Below are 17,776 nucleotides of genomic sequence, written 5' to 3'. Positions count from 1 at the left end.
GAGTCTAAACCACAAAACATCATGTCGACAATACCGTTTAATTTGTGGGAATATTCCCTGTTTTACCTATTTAACTGCTCAGAGGACCTATCCCTTCCATTGAGCGAAAAAAGAACATACTGTTTTTAGGAGTTTAAATAATCGCGTGGTGTCCGACCAAATTGTTTCTTAAACTCTTTAGAAAAGTAGCGGGCATCGAGAAAACCTACCAGGCTTGAAATCTCAGAAACATTATAGCCAGACTCTTTGAGCAATTGGGCTGCTTTTTTTAAACGGATACTTTTGGAAAAATCATTGACTGTCATATCTGTTAGTGCTTTTACCTTTTTATAAAGTACGGACTGACTCATCGCCATTTTGTTTGACAAAAGATCCACTCCAAATTCTTTGTTTTCCATTCCCTCTTCTATGATGGCAATCAGTCTGGAAAGAAACTGTTCATCCATCGTATCGAGTAAAATATTACTGGGCGAAAAGATGAATTGCTGTCTGTACTTACTACTGATGACCTCTCTTGATTGGAGAATATTCCTAACGTTTAACAGTAAAATCTTTATACTAAATGGCTTGCTCAGGTATACATCGGCGCCTTTACTTAAACCACTGATCTGATCAGACTGGCTATCCTTAGCGGTCAGCAGGATAACAGGGATATGGCTCGTCTGCTCATCTGACTTAATTTCCTGGCAGAGTTCAAAACCATTCATATTTGGCATCATTACATCAGTAATGATCAAATCAGGGATTTCGATCTTTGCAAGTTGCAAAGCCTGTAAGCCATCTGTGCTTTCCAAAACATGGTATTCTGGCTCCAGTAAATCCTTGATCAAGGCCCTTAGCTCCTCATTGTCCTCTACAATTAATATCGTAAAAGCTTTATCCGACTGGGGTTCCAGCTCAGTTCCCTCTTTTAAAGCCAAAGCACCTTGCAAAGGTAGGCTGACTTTAAACTGCGTGAATCCGACTTTGCTGCTCAGCTCAATCTTACCCTGATGCAGCTCAATGATGTGCTTACTTAGTGCCAGGCCAATCCCATATCCAGTATTTTGCTGGGCATCATCCACCTGAAAGTAATTGCTAAACAGTTTATCAAAATATATGGGAGAGATTCCCTTTCCGGTATCGGATACTGTAATCAGTACTTCATCCTTCTGAAGGCTTAGCTCAAGAGTAATTTTCCCTCCTTCGGGTGTAAACTTATAGGCGTTGGAAAGCAGGTTAAAAATAACCTTTTCCAGCTGGTCCTTATCGAACTGAACTAAAATCGGCCCTTCGGGATGAACAAATGAAAAGTCTAATTGCTTCTTTTTACAAATCTCTTTAAAGGAATCGTAGATGCTGCTCAGAAAGCGAACCAAATCATTTTCCTTAAGCTGAAGTTTTAAGGTTTGAGACTCTGCCTTTCTGAAATCCATTAATTCCGTAACCAGTCCCAACAAACGGTCCGCATTATTTTTAATGCCATTGAGCTGTTTATGAATGAAATCGTAGGGTTTACTCTCGTCAATCACTCTTTCAAGAGGGATCATGATCAAAGAAAGATGAGATCTGATTTCGTGGGAAATATTGGTAAAAAAATTAAGTTTGAGCTGATGTAGTTCTTCTTCCCTTTTTAAGAGCTGTTGCAGATAAAAGAAACGGACAATAAGAAAAACAACCACTGCAATCAGTATGGAATAAATCAGGTATGCCCACCAGCTCTTATAAAACGGGGGTAGAATACGGATGCGGATGTTTTCTACCTTGCTCCAGAGACCATCATTATTGGCTCCTTTTACGCTAAAAACATAATTTCCAGCTGGCAGATTGGCATACGTTACTTCTGGTAAAACTGTTTCATTCCATTCCTTATTGATGCCCTCTAATTTATAGGCATATTTGTTTTTATCCGATTTAATGAAATTCAACAAAGCGAATTCCAGGGTAAAAATATTTTGGGCATTACTAAAAATAAGCTGGGGCTTAAACACAATATTGGCGGACAATAGTTCTTGATATTCGTCAGGTACGACCTCCTCGTTGCCTAGTTTCAAACCAGTAAATACCATTGCCGACTGGTGATTATTTCTTTTGATTTCTGCAGGAGAGAAATAGGTTAAACCATTCATACTACCGAAGTACAGTTCATCGTTTTGCGACTTATAAACTGCAGCAAAATTAAACTCATTATCTGCCAGACCATCCGAAACGGTATAGTTTTGGAAAGTATGCTTTTCTGGATTTAGCCTGGATAAACCATTCGCTGTACTCAGCCATAAGTCCTGGAATTCATCCTCCAGAATCCCCAGTACATTGTCATTGCAGAGGCCATCTTTGGTGTTGTATTTTCGTATTACGCGCTTTTTCTCGGGACTATAGCAATATACGCCCCCATGGTAAAGCCCAATCCAAATATTTCCTTTATAATCTTCCGTCAGGCAGTTAAACCAAATCGAACTGTCGTTCTTATGCTGAATGCTTAAGTTTGTGATCTGTTTATTGTTTTTACTCAGACAATAGATCTCTGTACGGGTTAGCGCCCAGATATTACCTTTCTTATCTTCAATAAACATCTGGATCAGCTTATCTTTTACCTTCTCCAGCAGAGGATTACTTTTCACAGGAATAAGCTGGGTTCCTTTACGCTGATAAAGACCATTAATCCCTAATCCGCCGATCCAGAACCTTCCCTGAGTATCTTCCAACATCGTTAAAACAGCCAGGCGCTTGGATTCAAAAACACTGTTCCCAGAAAGAAAATGCTTAAACTTCCCCGTTGCCGGATCGAATAAATTCAATCCTCCGCCACTGGTACCCACCCAGATATGGTCACTTTTATCGATGTAAACGGTTTTGGCAAAATTAGAGGTTAAGGACTCCGGGTCTTTTGGGTTATTTACGTAATAACTGAACTTTTTGGTTTGTTGGTTAAAATGATTTAAGCCTCCACCTTCTGTTCCAATCCACAAATCTCCTTTTTTATCATGTACGATGGACCTCACTACGTTATCGTTGATCCCTGAATTATTTTCTTTATGCCTTATGGTTTTAAACGGTGTTTTTGTTCCATAAGAGAGATTTATCCCACCAAAATAAGTGCCGATCCAGATGTCATCACTTTTATCTTTATAAAGGCTGTATATAGAGTTCTGGTTTAAGCTTCCAGGCTCGTCCACCTGATTCTGATAAGCGCTGAAATTTCTCTTAAGGGGATTAAAAACACTTAGACCACCCTGGGTACCTATCAGAAAATTGCCATTACCATCAGGAATCATCTTCCTTATTGAATTATGAATCAGCGTATTTAAATTTCCATTTTGCTGTTCATAATGTACAAAGGAACTGTTTTCCCGATTCAATAAATTGAGTCCTCGACTCTCCGTAGCCATCCAGATATTTCCATCCCGATCTTCAAGAATAGATTTCACCGGACTATCGCTGATACTCCCTGGCAATGCAGCATTATGAACATAGGTTTCTACTTTAGAAAAAACCTGGTTAAAGCGGCTTTTGATCAGCCCCTTCCCTGTCCCTATCCACAAATACCCCTGCTGATCCTCATATACACATAGCACCTCCGCATTGGCTAAACCTGGCTCCAGTCCTAATTGATTGGCCCTTAGAAAATCAGATGTCCCAGAGCGCCTTACAAAAAGCCCATTTTTAGTACCTATCCAAAGGTTTGCTTTTTTGTCTTCATAGATACAGGAAACATCGGGCTGCCTGGCCTCCTTTTTAGAGATCAGCTGAATGCGTTTAAAATGATCAGTCCTCGGTTCATAGGTATTTAGGCCGACAGCGGTACCTACCCAGAGCTTTTGTTGACGGTCTACATATAGGGTATTGATGTAATTGTCACTGATGGATGTGGTATCAGCTGATTTCTTTTTATACAAATTAAACCGGCTGCCATCATAGCGGTTTAAGCCATAGCCGGTAGCAAACCACATAAATCCGAAGTTGTCCTGAGTAATGTCAAGAACCGAATTGTGAGAAAGCCCATCTTTCACTGTTAAGTGTTCAAAATTCAACTTTTGCCCATTCGCACTGAACGTACAAAGCCATAATAATAACATCAGGACAATGCGGCAATTTGCTGATTTTAAAAATTCATACATCGGTTCAAAAGTCAGTAAAAAGGTTTAATATTTCAAAGTTATACTAGCCCCTATTGTGGGATCTTTACAGCTCAGGATGGCAATCCAATAATCATTATAACCATTTCCGCCTAAAACTAACGTGTTTTCAATTCAATATTCTCCTCTTTGCTGGTATTAAATGACAGCCTGTTTCCTGATAGTGTTTCTGCTTTTTTCCCATTTCTGATGAGGATCACCTGTTGATCTGGCCATGGGTTAATCAGTGTACAAGGTTTCCCCTTCTCGCTATTAATTTTAACTTCAGAAATCAGCCCATTTTCCAAACGTGCAGAAACTAGAAATGCGCCCCAGGTACGAATATTTTTGAAGCTTGCATTTTGACCTTTTGGGATATTGAATAAGCGGATTACATTTCCGGCACTCATACACAACATTTCATTCAATGCATTTTGTACTGTGCAGCTGTTTTCAATACCATGAGGATTATTTAACTGGAAGCCATTAGGGTAAGTTTTTAAAGCATATTTATGCAGCTCCCGACTAATGACTGCTGGATCATATCCTACACGGATAGCAGCCATAAAAAAGCTATTACTCGTGTTTGAGTCATGCCATCTTTGCATGGCCTCTATGGTATTTCTTGAAACCAGTAATTCTTCTGCTTTACTATCCAGGGTGATGACACTGGCAGGATAAATTTGCTGGATTCCCAAACCATTACCCGGCCACCAATCTATCCCTGCTTCTGTATAACGGAACACCTTTTTTCCCTCTCTCCTTTGCGTTGAAAAGTCACTGAGGTGATCCAAAATATGCTGCCATTTCTCCTTTCTGGCGGCATCACGATTTAAGGAGTTGCTTAAATCAAGCATCAGATTAAAGGCATTACGGATCAGTCCGATAGATAAAACCGGATTCTTATCTTTCCCTGAACCTTCATGAATGGCATCACCGTAAATCACATATCTACCATTCTCGAACTTCAGATAATCTTCCCAGAAGTTAACCACTCCGATTGCGTAAGGATAGATTTTCTTCCCATAATCCTCGTCATAAGTACTGCGCCAATACTGGGCCATATTCAATAAGCCATACGCAGCATTTGAACGCTGTCCGAAGAACAAACCACCCTTTTCCACATCTTGCCCGTTCATATGCTGACTGAAATCTTTTGTTACCTCAATCCCCAATGGGCCAATGCCTACAGGGTACAGGATTCCGCGGCTATCGTTCACATTTTTTGCATACCATTCCCCTCTAGGCATAAAATCCAGTAAGGGGGCATCATGTGGCTTCGCCTGTTGTAAACGATTGGCCGAAACCAGACCGTAAAAAGGAGCCTGAAAATTATAATTCAAATGATAATCCCCATTCCAGTTTGGGGAATCTGTGCTGGTCCAGCCAAATATTCCCGGTGGGAATTTCTGATCTCTACTACATGCTGCCATGGTATACAGGCCCTGATAATAAGCCTTCATCAATACCGTATCCTGCAGGCTTATCGAAGATTTATCCCAATATTCCTTCCACCAGTTGTTGTGCTTTGCTTCAATATTGACAACCGACGTCGCATTGAGCGTTTTGATTTGATTCCTTACAGATTTTAGTGGATCCTTACTTTTGAAATTACTCTGTACCGCCATCACCATTCTTATTGGTTTCTCCGGGCTGAGTATCATCGTTCTGCTACTACTGCTGTTCTCTGTTTTTAACGCAATGGCAACTGTGGTTGCAATGTCTACACTATCCACAAAAGCGCGTGATAACCAATCAATTTCTCCGGATCTCCCGGTCTTTAGTTTGGCCATACTGTTTTCGGCTGCAGTCAATCCCACCGAAATCTTTACTGCTTTGTTTACCGCTTTTAATTCTATAAATATCAGGTTGTTTGTAGCCGACACCCAGGATTTAATCCTTAATTGCTGATCTCCCTTTTTGAGGAGACAAGTAGTAGTTCCATTACTCAGCAATTGTTCTGCCCTAAAATCCGCCTCTTCAAAACCCTCAATATTTAAGTTCAATACTCCGGCAAGACGCGGCCCTGATAAGCCATCTGCTTTAGAACGCAAACGCCAAAAATCATTCTTAGCCAGGTAAAAAGACAAACGATTTCCTTTGTAGCCCATACTCATTGTCAGGTCACCATTCCCCATCAATGGTGCATCTATAGCCACATCTGAAGGAGTTCTGGCGGGTGCTTTGAGCCAGGTATTTTTGTAGGCAGGTGATTGCGCAAAAACAGCAAAAGTTAAAAATTGCGCAAAAATAACTACGGATAGCGTCTTCATATTCAATTGATTTAAGGGTTTAAGCCCCATTGTTTATTCGGTTCAGCAGCCATCGTCAACACTAATCTCCCTCCTTTTAATACTGTTGATTGAGGAATTCTAAAACTCTGGATCGGCTTCCCATTCAAGGTTGCGGATTGTATATATTTATTATTTTTTGAGGCGTTCTTTGCTTCAATAATAAATTCAGCCCCTCTGTTATACTGATGATTTAATTTAATTGTTGCTTTAGGATATCTTGGACTACCGAGTTCATAAGCGGGCTTGATTGCGGTTCCTCCGTCCATTTGAAAAAGACCCAATGCCGACATGATGAACCAGCTGCTCATTTGGCCTAAATCTTCGTCGCCCAGATAGGCATCATATGCTGTGGTTCCATAATATTGCTCTTGTATTGCCCTTGCCCATTTCTGAGTTAACCAGGGTGCTTTAGCCCAGTTAAACAGGTAAGATACCTGCATCGTTGGCTGGTTGCCATGGTTGACTGGGAACAGTTCGAAATTATCTCCCGCAGCATTAAAATTGGCTACCGCAGATTTTTCCATTGCGCCATTCAATCGCTCTACAAATCTATCTTTACCCATCATGGAGATCAGCGAGCCTGGATCATGAGGGACAAACCAGGTATAATTAAAGGCATTTCCTTCTACAAATCCTGGGGTATGAAAAGGGTCAAATGGGTTAATCCATTTGCCTTCTTTATCTTTTGGTCTGATGAATCCGGTTTCTGAATCCATCAGATTTTTCCAGCTTTCAGACCTTTTCAGGAAATACTGATAATCATCTGTTCTATTTAAGCTTAAAGCCATTTGGGATAAGGTCCAGTCGTCAAAGGCGTATTCCATGGTGTTTGATACTTCGCCCATTCCGGCAGGAATATATCCATACTTCATATAAGGAATAATGTCCTCTACCCCAACAGTACCACCGCCTTTATATTTTTCAGGAGCTGTCGTTAACATTTTCTTTAAGCCGGTATAGGCAAGGTCCAGATCAAAATCTCTGATGCCACTCTGCCAGGCACTTTGGATCTGGGAGGCTAAATGCATCGCTACCATAACGCCAGTATGCTCAACACCTGCCGGATCGGTATTGAACCAACCACTATTTTTATAAAGGGAAATCGCGGAACGTGCCCATTTAGAAGACATCTCCGGAGCCACCAGGTTAAAGAGCTGCTGATTGTTCCAGAAGGTATTCCAATATTCACCACTCACAATCACATCAGCCGGATGTTCCAGCTTTTTAATTTCCTCATTTTCGTCTACATACCTGCCATCAACATCAGTCCAGATTACTTTTGCCCCAATGGCCCGATACAAATTGGTATAGAATTTTTTCTTTTGCAGGCGGTCATCGGTTTCAATCTCAATTCTACCCAGATACTCATCCCAGATATTTCTTGCATTCTCTACTACTTTTTCAAAGTTCCATCCAAAAGGCGTACTCAGCTCTGTATGGAGGTTATTTCTTGCACCTGCCATATCTACTAAAGACACTCCGGAACGCAGCTGAATTTGTTCCCCTGCTTTTGTTTTAAAATTTAGAAACACACCTGCATCTCCTTTACCGGTAATGCTGGTGATATTGTGGCTAATTACAGGCTTGGTATTAAACTCATGTTTTCTATTCCATCCGTTGATATAGCCAGTAACAGGTGCTACCCCTTCGTTTACCCATCCGCCCATACTTTCAAAAGGCTTATCAAATTCCAACACAAAATAGAGGGTATACTGCTGCTGCAAAGAATAGCCTGTGAAAGCATTATAATAGGTGGCATGACCTTCAATCCTTTGATTGGTCTGTTTTGTTACCACCGTGTTTACTAAATTCTGGGGGTATTCGGCAGGTGTAAATAAGTCTATTAAAATGCGGGCAGTATCCAGCTTTGGAAAGGTGTACCGTTGAATTGCGGCATGTCTGGTTGCTGAAATCTCTGCTTTAATCTTAGTATCCGTCATGAATACGCTGTATTTCCCCACTTTAGCTGACTCTGTCTTTTTATCGATTCTAGAGCGGTAACCAGAATCAGGATCCTCCTCTGTTCCTGGATTTACCAATAAGGGGCCGGAGGTTGGCATTAATAGTAAGCCAGACATCGTCCAGTCTGAAAAGTGACTGAATCCCATTATATTATCGACCGTATATTCATATCCCGCCTTCCATATTTCATCCTGATTGTCGGGCGCAATTTGCACCATGCTGAAAGGCAAGGAAGGCCCTGGCTTAAACATCCAGCGCGAATTACCCGTGCCCATCAATAAATCTACATCATCTGATGGACGATGTAAATGCTGTTTAGCGCGTTTTATCTTCCCGGAATAAATCACCTGATCATTTGACACTACCTTCAGTATTGAAACTTTATCCTTGTTTACCGCCGACATGGGGATTTCCAAAATGCTGTGACCGGTTTCTACTAATTTCTTCCTAACCAGCAGCCCATCGATGATGATCTTTAGCTCCTGGTCATGATCAATCTGATGAATATCAATCAGCAAAGGTTGAATTCTTTTACCTTCCTCCTTGATTTCAAATGTTGCCGGATCTGCTGAGACAATTAACGAGCTGCTTGCTTTAGCAATAGTTTGGCTTTGATCGGCATAAAATTCAAGGTTATCGAACACCGCCCATGAGCCTTTTACGTTCGCCAATTGAATCTTATTCATTCCTTCCCTGATCCAGGAAGCTGCAACAGGAATTCTTATACTTTGGCTTTTCGCTGAACTATAATCTCCCTTGATTCCATTACCAGAACCCGGTTTAAGTGGATATTCCTGCTTATGCCCATTGATATCTACCATAAGAACGGTACCTGCTTTACTGTTGACATCAGCAAAATTCAGGACCAGTTGATAGCCGGATATAGATTTTCCTTTATTCAGCTGAAAGAAGATCCCAGGGAAATGCCGGGGATAATAACCAGCCCAATAGCCTCCTCCTGCCCAGCTGTCTAAAGCTCCAGGCAAGACATAAGACCAATGTTTTTCCGGCTGTGAATAGCCAATAGAATAGGTTAAATTTTCGCCTCCGAAATTCTGGATAAACGCGGTATAACGACTGTTTGAAGCCAATGCAAATTCATTAGCGGTATGGTCTTTATTGCCTATTTTCCATAAGATTTTAGACTGACTGAAAGTTGAGTATGTACTTAATGAAAAGCACAATAAAACCACCCACTTTTTGATATCCCAACTCATTTACTTTAATCTATGGTTCAAAAAAAAATTCCTATATAAAAGAAAAAGAGTTGTCTCCAACTCTTTAGCACTATTATTAACCGCAGTAAAAATACTTTCCTGATCCTATTGGAACAATAGACAATTAGCTTATCAGATGGACTATCCGAGGATTTAGTGATTTAATGGCCTGATGATCATGGCTTGTCCATTTTTTTTCAAAAGTTGTATATCCAGAACAGTCGAAGCATCTACTTTTATACGTTTGATTCCAAGCTTTGTTGCGCTGACTAATGAAGTATCATCCGCATAAACGGTAGCCTCGTATTGCTTCTTTTTGTCCAGGAAATTAAGTGCAAGGTTAAAGTTGATCGGCTGATCTGTTAATGTACCTACGAACCAATTATCACCACTTCTACGCGCAATCGTTCCATATTCTCCGATTTTTCCATTGATTATTTTGGTATCATTCCAGACAGTTGGTAAGGCATCATAAAAACCAAGATCCGGAAGCTCTTCAATCACTGAAGCGGCAGATCCGGCTCCACCTTTTTTTATTGGAGAACCTGATGGCCTATCGTACCAATACACAAATTGCCATGGACTATAAATACAGATCGCTTTTGCCATTTGGGAGGCATGAGATCCCATTTCGGTAACTCTTGGTACAAAATAGCAATTGGTAAAGTCGCCGGCACCAGCAATCATTCTGGTAAACATGGTAATTAATACCTGATGGTTATCCGGGCTTTCTTCTTCACCACGAATGCCTTCCTGCGTTAATAAATTTGGATAAGTTCTGGAATAGCCTGTAGGCCGGTATTCATCATGGATATCCACCATCAATTGCTGATCCGCAGCTTTCCGAACAGCTTCATGTAACCAGGAGGTATTCTTTTGAGAACCCACATTTACAAAACCATATTTCATTCCTTTTACGCCCCATGACTTAAACAATGGCAATAGGGTATCCAGCTCTTTCGACAAAGCACGTTGGTTCACATAAAGTAATATGCCTACTCCTTTGCTTTTTCCGTAATTGATCACTTCCTGTAATGCCAATGGCCCCGGAGACCTAGAAGGGTCTACATTTACCGCCAATGCGCTGGCTGCATCGTCATATTCGTGACCATACCAACCTGCATCAAATTCTACATATTGTAAGTTATGCTTCGCTGCAAAATCGATACAGGCTTTCCCTCCTGTTGTAGTTAATGTGACCTCACGAATCACTTTCCCCGGCTTTATCCAGGAGTTATCTTTGATCGCATTGGCTTCATTTAAATTCAGAATAAAATGATTGTTTTCGAGCAATTTTCCCGCAGATTCTGCAATCATTACATAACGCCATGGCGTTGAAAAATCCCTATCATAAACTGATTTCCCATCAAGTTCTGTAACCAGCATTAAACTATCTTTTGAATCGCGACTGAATTTCATCCTTGCATGATCTACTAAAGCCGCTTCTCCTAATGCTATGAAACGGTTTTGATCCATTTCGATCACATATGGACGCTCAGTTCCCTTCCGGGTTTTACTGATACTGGCCTTTGTATATTTAGACTGTGCAGCCCCTGCAATCCAGGATGGGTAATCTGCTGCAAATTTAAATCCTGTGAGTTCTCTGGTTACAGTAAGCGATTTATCGGTCAATATGTTGTACTTAAAAGCTACACCTTCGTTGTACACTCTGCTGGTGATAGAAAACACCCGATATGGCATTTTCTCCTCTTTAAATTGAATGGTCAACTCCTTGTAATGGTCCAGATAACTGTCTTTCTCGCCATAAACAGGTTTCCAGTTTTCCTTCTTGTTTTTCTCTTTAACAGAAACTATCGAAAGATCGGTAGCCAATGGTTTTTCATGCTCAAATTCAAGTCCTAATGGGGAGTTTGCAATCACCGGACTGCCTTTATAAGCAATAGAATAACTTAATCTCTGCTCATTTTTAGAACTTGTGTAAATGGTCAATGCTATCTTTTTATCCGGGCTCAAAATTTTAATATCTTTCGCCTGAGTAATTAGTGTACTTCCTATTAAACACAGCACCAAAAGCATCTTATTCATATCTATTCCTTAATTAATCAAATGAAAATCAATTTTACTAAAAAGCTGAATGTAAAGGACTTTTTAGTAAAAAAGAATAGACTATTAAATTAAAAGGATGGACAAAATTACTGCGACATCTTATGCCGCGCTCAGCTGAGTTTTAGGCATAAACTTTACCCCACTTACACTTAGCGCAGACAGTAGGCATAAGATTGCAATCACAAAAAAGATGCTATTGGTATTTCCGGTCACATCAATGGCATAGCCGAGTAATGGTTCACCAAAAGCAGCAAACATATAACCGGTCATATTCATAAAACCTATTCCTGTTCCGGTAAGGTTACTTCCCAGTAAATCCGGACTTAAGGGCCAGAAACAAGCCTGAGGACCATAGACAAAAAATCCAGCCAGAAACATCAGGAGACCACCCAGCAAGAGGTTATGAGGAGGCGAAATATAGATCAGCACCGAGATCACCGCACTAACTGTCATCCCAAAAGCAATCGCCTTTATCCTATCTTTTTTAAATAGACTGTCGGACAGCATTCCAAAAGTGAGGGCACCTGCGGCCATGCCTACCGGCAACAGGAATGTAACCCATAAATTCCCAGGATTGTCCTTCCAGTTGTTCCCCAGGTAATGCACAGGAACCCAGAAAATCAGCCCGTAACGCGCCATACTTTCGAATCCAAATCCAAGAGAAGCCACCATAAATTTTCTGTTTTTCAACACCATTCGGTACTGTGCGATCCAATTCACCTTGGGCACTATTGGAGTCTCAGCATCTATTTTTATAGCTGGCTTATCTCTGGCAATAATTAGAAAAGCAGTGGCAGAAATCAGCAACAACAACACAGGTAATCTAAAGAGCATTTGCCATTCATAGCCTTGTTGTAACAAAACGATAGAGAGCAGATAAGTCACCATAGAAGACAATCCTGCGGCCATAGTATAGAATCCAAAGGCTTTACCACGTTCTCTTTCATTCCACCAATTGTTGATCAGTTTAGCCCCTGGAGCCCAGGCCATCGATTGAAAATAACCGTTGGCTGCCCAAAGCAGCATGATGACCGTTGCATTATCAGAGAAACTGATGGCAATATTTGTTAGAATAGACAAATATGCACCAAGCGTTACCATCAGCCTTGCACTAAACCTATCGGCCAGATTTCCATTGATCAGCTGGCCAATAGAATAACCTATCAGCATTGAAAAACTTATCCAGCCAATTGTCGAAAAAGGGATGTTTAAATCGGCCGCCATCCCCTTTGCCGCCCAGCCAAAGTTATGCCTACCGGTATAAAAAAACAGATAACAGAACATGGTAATCAGCAGCATTTTCCATTGCTGTGCCCTAAATTTCTTATCCATGACGCTATTTGCTTTCCTGGTTTAAATGAATTCCCACCCGTAGTGGTTTATGTTTTACGGCATACTCGAATGCGGCATTGGTCTCTAGAAGACTAAACTCTTTGGATACGACCTTTTCGAAAGGGAATACCTGATGATTTTTATGGATAAATTCTACCGCATACACAAAGTCTTCAAAATTGTAATTGTGCAGGCCTTTGATGGTAACCAGTCTGCGGACAATAGATTCTGCGTCCAGCTGTACCTTTCTGGTATTAAATACCGCACCGATCCATACTGCTGTTCCTCCTATGGCAAGTGTATTTAAACTATTCTCCATTGCATCAGCAGAACCGCTCATATCGAATGCTACATCAATTCCTTCTGGCAATTTAACCGATGTATCCAGGAGCAAATGGCTTTCGTTAGCACCAAAATCGAGCGCTTGTTCCAAACGTTCGGCATTAATATCTGCCACATGGATAAATTTTGCTCCAGCATCTTTACACATTGCTGCGCAAACCATTCCCAATAATCCGGCACCGGTGATGAGAATTGTTTTTTCTTTGACTTCGCCAGCTAGTCTGACTGCGCCCGCAACTGTGGCTACTGCACAGTTGATGATCGCAGCAACAGGCAATGGAATCTCTTTTGAAATTCCAAGGATGGCAGTCCCTGGTTTCAACACGCAATGCGTAGACAATCCACCATGAAGTGCATCATCTTCTGTCACCTGAGCATGTCCATATTTGAAAAGTCCGGTTCCTTTTTGCGGCATTCCTGCTTTGGACATTACAGAGTCCGGATCAGAAGAAAAAATACTCCAGCTGACGTGGTCGCCCAAACTCAATTGATTCCCCAGGTGGTCCGTTTGAGGGTGATCATTTGAAAATGCGAGGATCTCCCCCACTATCTCATGGCCTAAAACGGTAGGTACCTTTTCCTGACGCAAGCCACAATAAGTATGCAGATCGCTTCCACAAATCGAGGTATATAGATTTTTAACTAATATCTCCCCGGATTTTAACTCGGGGATATTTTGCTCCTGCAAAGACATGGCCTGACCATACCCCTCAAAAACCATTAATTTAGCTTTGTTCATGCTGATTTTCTTTTGAAAATTAATCGATTATTGGCAACAGCTCTATCAGGTTATTGATGATCTGATCCGGATTGGCGGTTTGAAGTTGAGCAGCAGTATGCGCTCCTGTTGTGATGCCGATACTGAATCTGCAGCCTGCATTCTGTCCTTCTTCAATATCGATGGTAGAATCTCCAACTTTTACTACCGTTTTGCGGTCTATAATATGGAATTGTGTCATCGCATACTCAATCATATCCGGTTCTGGACGATTGCCTGGAACATCGGAAGCGGTCACCAATGCATCGAATTCTACTCCTTCTTTCCAGCCCAATTTTTCAATGATTGAACTTGCGGTAGCGCGGTCATATCCGGTGTTTAAAACGGTCAGGATGTTTCTGTCTTTTAGTGCGGAAAATACTGCGGTAGCATTGGGTTGCGGCAATATTTCTTCTGTGGCATAGGCCTCCCTAAGGGCAACTATAAACTCATCATAAATCTTTGAGGTCAATACTTCATCACTAATACCTCCGTAAGTAGAAAGTACAGAGCGGATGGCCTGTCTTTTTTCTTTACCTGCGCCTTGGGCAAGTACCTGGTCCAGGCTAAAATCGAAGCCAGCAGCGTTGATGGCATTTCTTAGGGTTTTGTAAACGAGATTATCTTCATTCACTGTAGTTCCCGCCATATCGAAAACCACCATTGCTATTTTACTTTGTTCCATATCAAATTTTGCTCAATTGTATTCCGATGCACATGCATTAGTAGTAAACAATTGTTTAGCAAAACTAAACTTTAGTGTAAAAAGCAAATGTTCAGTTGCATTAAGTTTGTGTTAACTTATTGCTTCTGATTTTTTGGCAATATCTTCCCTGTAGCCTGCCAAAATACAAGCTACAAAGCTTTAAAATCAAGATGATTCTTAGCGGATCAAGAGGGTTTTCCAGGCAAATGTTCGAGTTTTTCTTTTAAAACCTGGTATTCTTTTCGGACTTGCCGGAAAGCCTTGGATTCCATCCCTCCATGCCCTAAAACCATACGTTTTTCATGATAATCGTTGGCTACCTGGTCAAAACGGGCTTTTATTGCTTGATAATTTGCTTTTTCGGCTATTTCCGATTCAGTATCCGGTACCCCATTCAGATTTCCAACATAAACACTATTGGAGATTGATTTTTCATCGGCAGACCTCACACACACATAAACCTCCATTTGCTCGCTCATCATCCATTCATGATATAGGGGAATGAAACAGCTGCCATCGCTACGTTTAGCCACATTTAGGAAATTACTTGCCGTTTTTTTTACCGGGTGACTGATCATGACCATCATGATGTCATCATGGTAACCATACTGCTCAGTAGCTGTATTCCAACTTAAATTAATGCCATCTTCTCCTTTAGTCAGCTTTAAATCTTTAGCCATTTCCAGATTCCCCTTACTAAGGATTATTTTGGAATAATCGACCTTAATATTAGGATATTGACCAGTTAAAGCATGTTTTTTATTGTAGGAAACAGCCAGATTATACGTATTTTTGGGGCTTCCTTCTGCTTCCAACTTAAAACTAACTCCAATAAAATCGGCCATTGGCTTTATCAGTTCCATGGTCACAGACATCGACTGACGATTGCCTTTCTGGTTAATACTTGGTTTTCCTGCTTTACCAATTAATCGGCAGACTGGCTGACCATTTAGCATATAAAAAACTACATTTCCGATTTTCCCGGAAGGATGCCCATAGGGGCCTACGCTGCATTTTGCCATATTTGAGAGGTTAAAGTACCTGAATTGGTATAACCTAAGATACTATTAAACAAGGACATAAACCATAACATCACCCTATTAACACTCTTATTTAGAGTAACTTTTTAATAGCTTAATCCCTCATTACCTCATGGTTGCTAAGGCAATCTATCCTCTAATCGCCCTAGCAACCTCTAGTTAAAATCCATTAAAAAACTCAGCATATAAAGTGCTGTATAGGTGCTGACACCTTGCAGATCCGCTTAATGTGGGTATTAATTTAGAGAGAGGGGCTTATTTGAGTTAATTCTTGCTTGAATAGGCATATCTTTAGGAAAACTAACCTGATGTTAATGGACACACTTTCAATAGAGATACAAAAAGATATAGAGGCGATCTCGAATATTCCCGTGATCCCAACCATATTAGAGGTAATCTGTCGAACTACAGGGATGGGCTTTGCAGCGGTAGCCAGAGTAACCGATCAGAAATGGGTGGCTTGCAGTGTAAAAGACGACATCAATTTTGGCCTGGTACCCGGCGGAGAGTTAGTTTTAGAAAGCACAATTTGCCATGAAATCCGACAAAATGGAAAAGAAGTGGTGATTGACCATGTCGCTGAAGATCCTATGTTTATCAATCACCATACGCCAAAGCAGTATGGGTTTCAAAGCTATATTTCTATCCCAATTTACCGTAAAGATGGTTCTTTCTTTGGTACTTTATGTGCCATAGACCCCAGACCTGCAAAGTTAAAGGATACTCAGGTTGTGGACATGTTCAAACTGTATAGTGAACTCATTTCTTTCCATTTAGACAGTCTTGACCGTATTGATTATGCGGAATTACAATTAAAGGAAGAGCGCAAAGCGCTAAAACTACGGGAACAGTTTATTGCGATTTTAGGTCACGATTTACGGAATCCTTTAGGCGCAGTATCGACAAGTGCACAAATGATCCTACGACAACCACTGGACGAAAAAACAAGGAGGCTCGCTGAAATTGTAAAGAACAGTTCCTTTAGAATGAAAGAACTTATTGAAAACGTGCTGGACTTTGCCCGGGCGGATCAAAGTTCAGGGATTGTTTTAAATATCCAGGAAAATCAACCTTTAACTGAAATTCTCCAGGAGGTAATTACGGAACTTCAGGCAATATCGCCAAATAGGAAGATAGATTTTAAAGCCGATTTAGCCTATCCGGTTAAATGCGATGGAAGCCGCATAGCACAACTATTTTCCAACCTGCTTGGCAATGCTTTATCTCATGGTGAGGTAAATGGGGTAGTTAAAGTAAGTGCTATTAGTGGCTCTGATTTTTTCAACCTTTCAGTCGTTAACAATGGTCCATCAATACCCGAAGAGCGAATCGCCAATTTATTCCAACCTTATGTAAGAGGAGAAGGAAAAAATGGATCGGAAGGTTTAGGACTGGGCTTATATATTTGTGCTGAAATTGCAAAAGCTCATGGGGGGAAACTGGAGGTTAGTTCTAATGAGGTCGAAACTTGCTTCAGGCTCTTACTCTAAATGGCAAGTTTTGTATCGTGTAAATTGCTTTTATCTCTTCTTGAGAGTAACAGCTCTAATTTTTCAATCAGAAAGTTGAGATCAAAAGGTTTGGGAATAAAGAGATCGCAACTATAATCTCCCAGGGATAAAAAAGCTCTGGGAACCGCTGAATAGATGTTTACGTTCTTTAGGTGACCAATTGGCTGTCATTTTATATGCTATTAATAACATTATTTCAATTGCTTTTTATTGCCTATTCCGTGTGGTATCAGGAATAGTGTCTATCCGGCCAATTGAATCTGGCGGTACTGTTTTGGTCATTGTGGTATCCCGATCGGGCTTTCTTGTAGCCCCATTCTGTTTAGCCCGGCATGACAAGATCATTAAAACCGCTGTCATGCAGAAAATTACTTTTAAGCTCATCATCGTAGTTTTTAGTTGTTTATTAATCTACTGTTTTTCGCTCCAGGGTATATGTCAGCAGATACTTAGT

9 protein-coding genes are annotated in these 17,776 nt (G+C 40.8%); 1 reads left to right on the top strand and 8 read right to left on the bottom strand.

Annotated elements, in window-relative coordinates:
* Positions 1-125: 125 nt before the first annotated feature.
* From R2S10_RS00725 to R2S10_RS00690, 8 genes are all read right to left on the bottom strand, one after another.
* Positions 126-4,097: a two-component regulator propeller domain-containing protein gene (locus R2S10_RS00725; protein WP_316838507.1), complete on the bottom strand. Its 3,972-nt coding sequence runs from the start codon at positions 4,095-4,097 to the stop codon at positions 126-128.
* A 116-nt stretch (positions 4,098-4,213) separates the two neighbouring features.
* Positions 4,214-6,367 carry a glycosyl hydrolase family 95 catalytic domain-containing protein gene (locus tag R2S10_RS00720; protein ID WP_316838506.1) on the bottom strand — a complete coding sequence of 718 codons (2,154 nt, stop codon included), beginning with the start codon at positions 6,365-6,367 and terminating at the stop codon, positions 4,214-4,216.
* 11 nt (positions 6,368-6,378) lie between these two features.
* Positions 6,379-9,567 carry a GH92 family glycosyl hydrolase gene (locus R2S10_RS00715; protein WP_316838505.1) on the bottom strand — a complete coding sequence of 1,063 codons (3,189 nt, stop codon included), beginning with the start codon at positions 9,565-9,567 and terminating at the stop codon, positions 6,379-6,381.
* Positions 9,568-9,720: 153 nt separating this feature from the next.
* Positions 9,721-11,613 (bottom strand): glycoside hydrolase family 97 protein, encoded by a 1,893-nt coding sequence (locus R2S10_RS00710; RefSeq protein WP_316838504.1) that lies wholly within the window; start codon positions 11,611-11,613, stop codon positions 9,721-9,723.
* Between the two features lie 120 nt (positions 11,614-11,733).
* Positions 11,734-12,966, bottom strand: coding sequence for an MFS transporter (locus tag R2S10_RS00705; protein ID WP_316838503.1), 1,233 nt, complete (start codon positions 12,964-12,966; stop codon positions 11,734-11,736).
* Positions 12,967-12,970: 4 nt separating this feature from the next.
* The gene (locus R2S10_RS00700; RefSeq protein WP_316838502.1) at positions 12,971-14,047 is read right to left on the bottom strand and encodes a zinc-binding dehydrogenase; all 1,077 of its coding nucleotides are present in this window, start codon (positions 14,045-14,047) and stop codon (positions 12,971-12,973) included.
* 19 nt (positions 14,048-14,066) lie between these two features.
* Positions 14,067-14,750: an HAD-IA family hydrolase gene (locus tag R2S10_RS00695; protein WP_316838501.1), complete on the bottom strand. Its 684-nt coding sequence runs from the start codon at positions 14,748-14,750 to the stop codon at positions 14,067-14,069.
* A 206-nt stretch (positions 14,751-14,956) separates the two neighbouring features.
* Positions 14,957-15,793 carry a DUF6266 family protein gene (locus tag R2S10_RS00690; RefSeq protein ID WP_316838500.1) on the bottom strand — a complete coding sequence of 279 codons (837 nt, stop codon included), beginning with the start codon at positions 15,791-15,793 and terminating at the stop codon, positions 14,957-14,959.
* A 332-nt stretch (positions 15,794-16,125) separates the two neighbouring features.
* Here R2S10_RS00690 and R2S10_RS00685 point away from each other — a divergent pair, with 332 nt between their 5' ends.
* Positions 16,126-17,301: a GAF domain-containing sensor histidine kinase gene (locus R2S10_RS00685; RefSeq protein ID WP_316838499.1), complete on the top strand. Its 1,176-nt coding sequence runs from the start codon at positions 16,126-16,128 to the stop codon at positions 17,299-17,301.
* Positions 17,302-17,776: the final 475 nt, after the last annotated feature.

This window comes from Pedobacter gandavensis (assembly GCF_032678745.1).
GTDB lineage: Bacteria > Bacteroidota > Bacteroidia > Sphingobacteriales > Sphingobacteriaceae > Pedobacter > Pedobacter gandavensis_C.
Note: the sequence above shows the minus strand (reverse complement) of the source record. Positions and strands in the feature narration are given on the sequence as shown.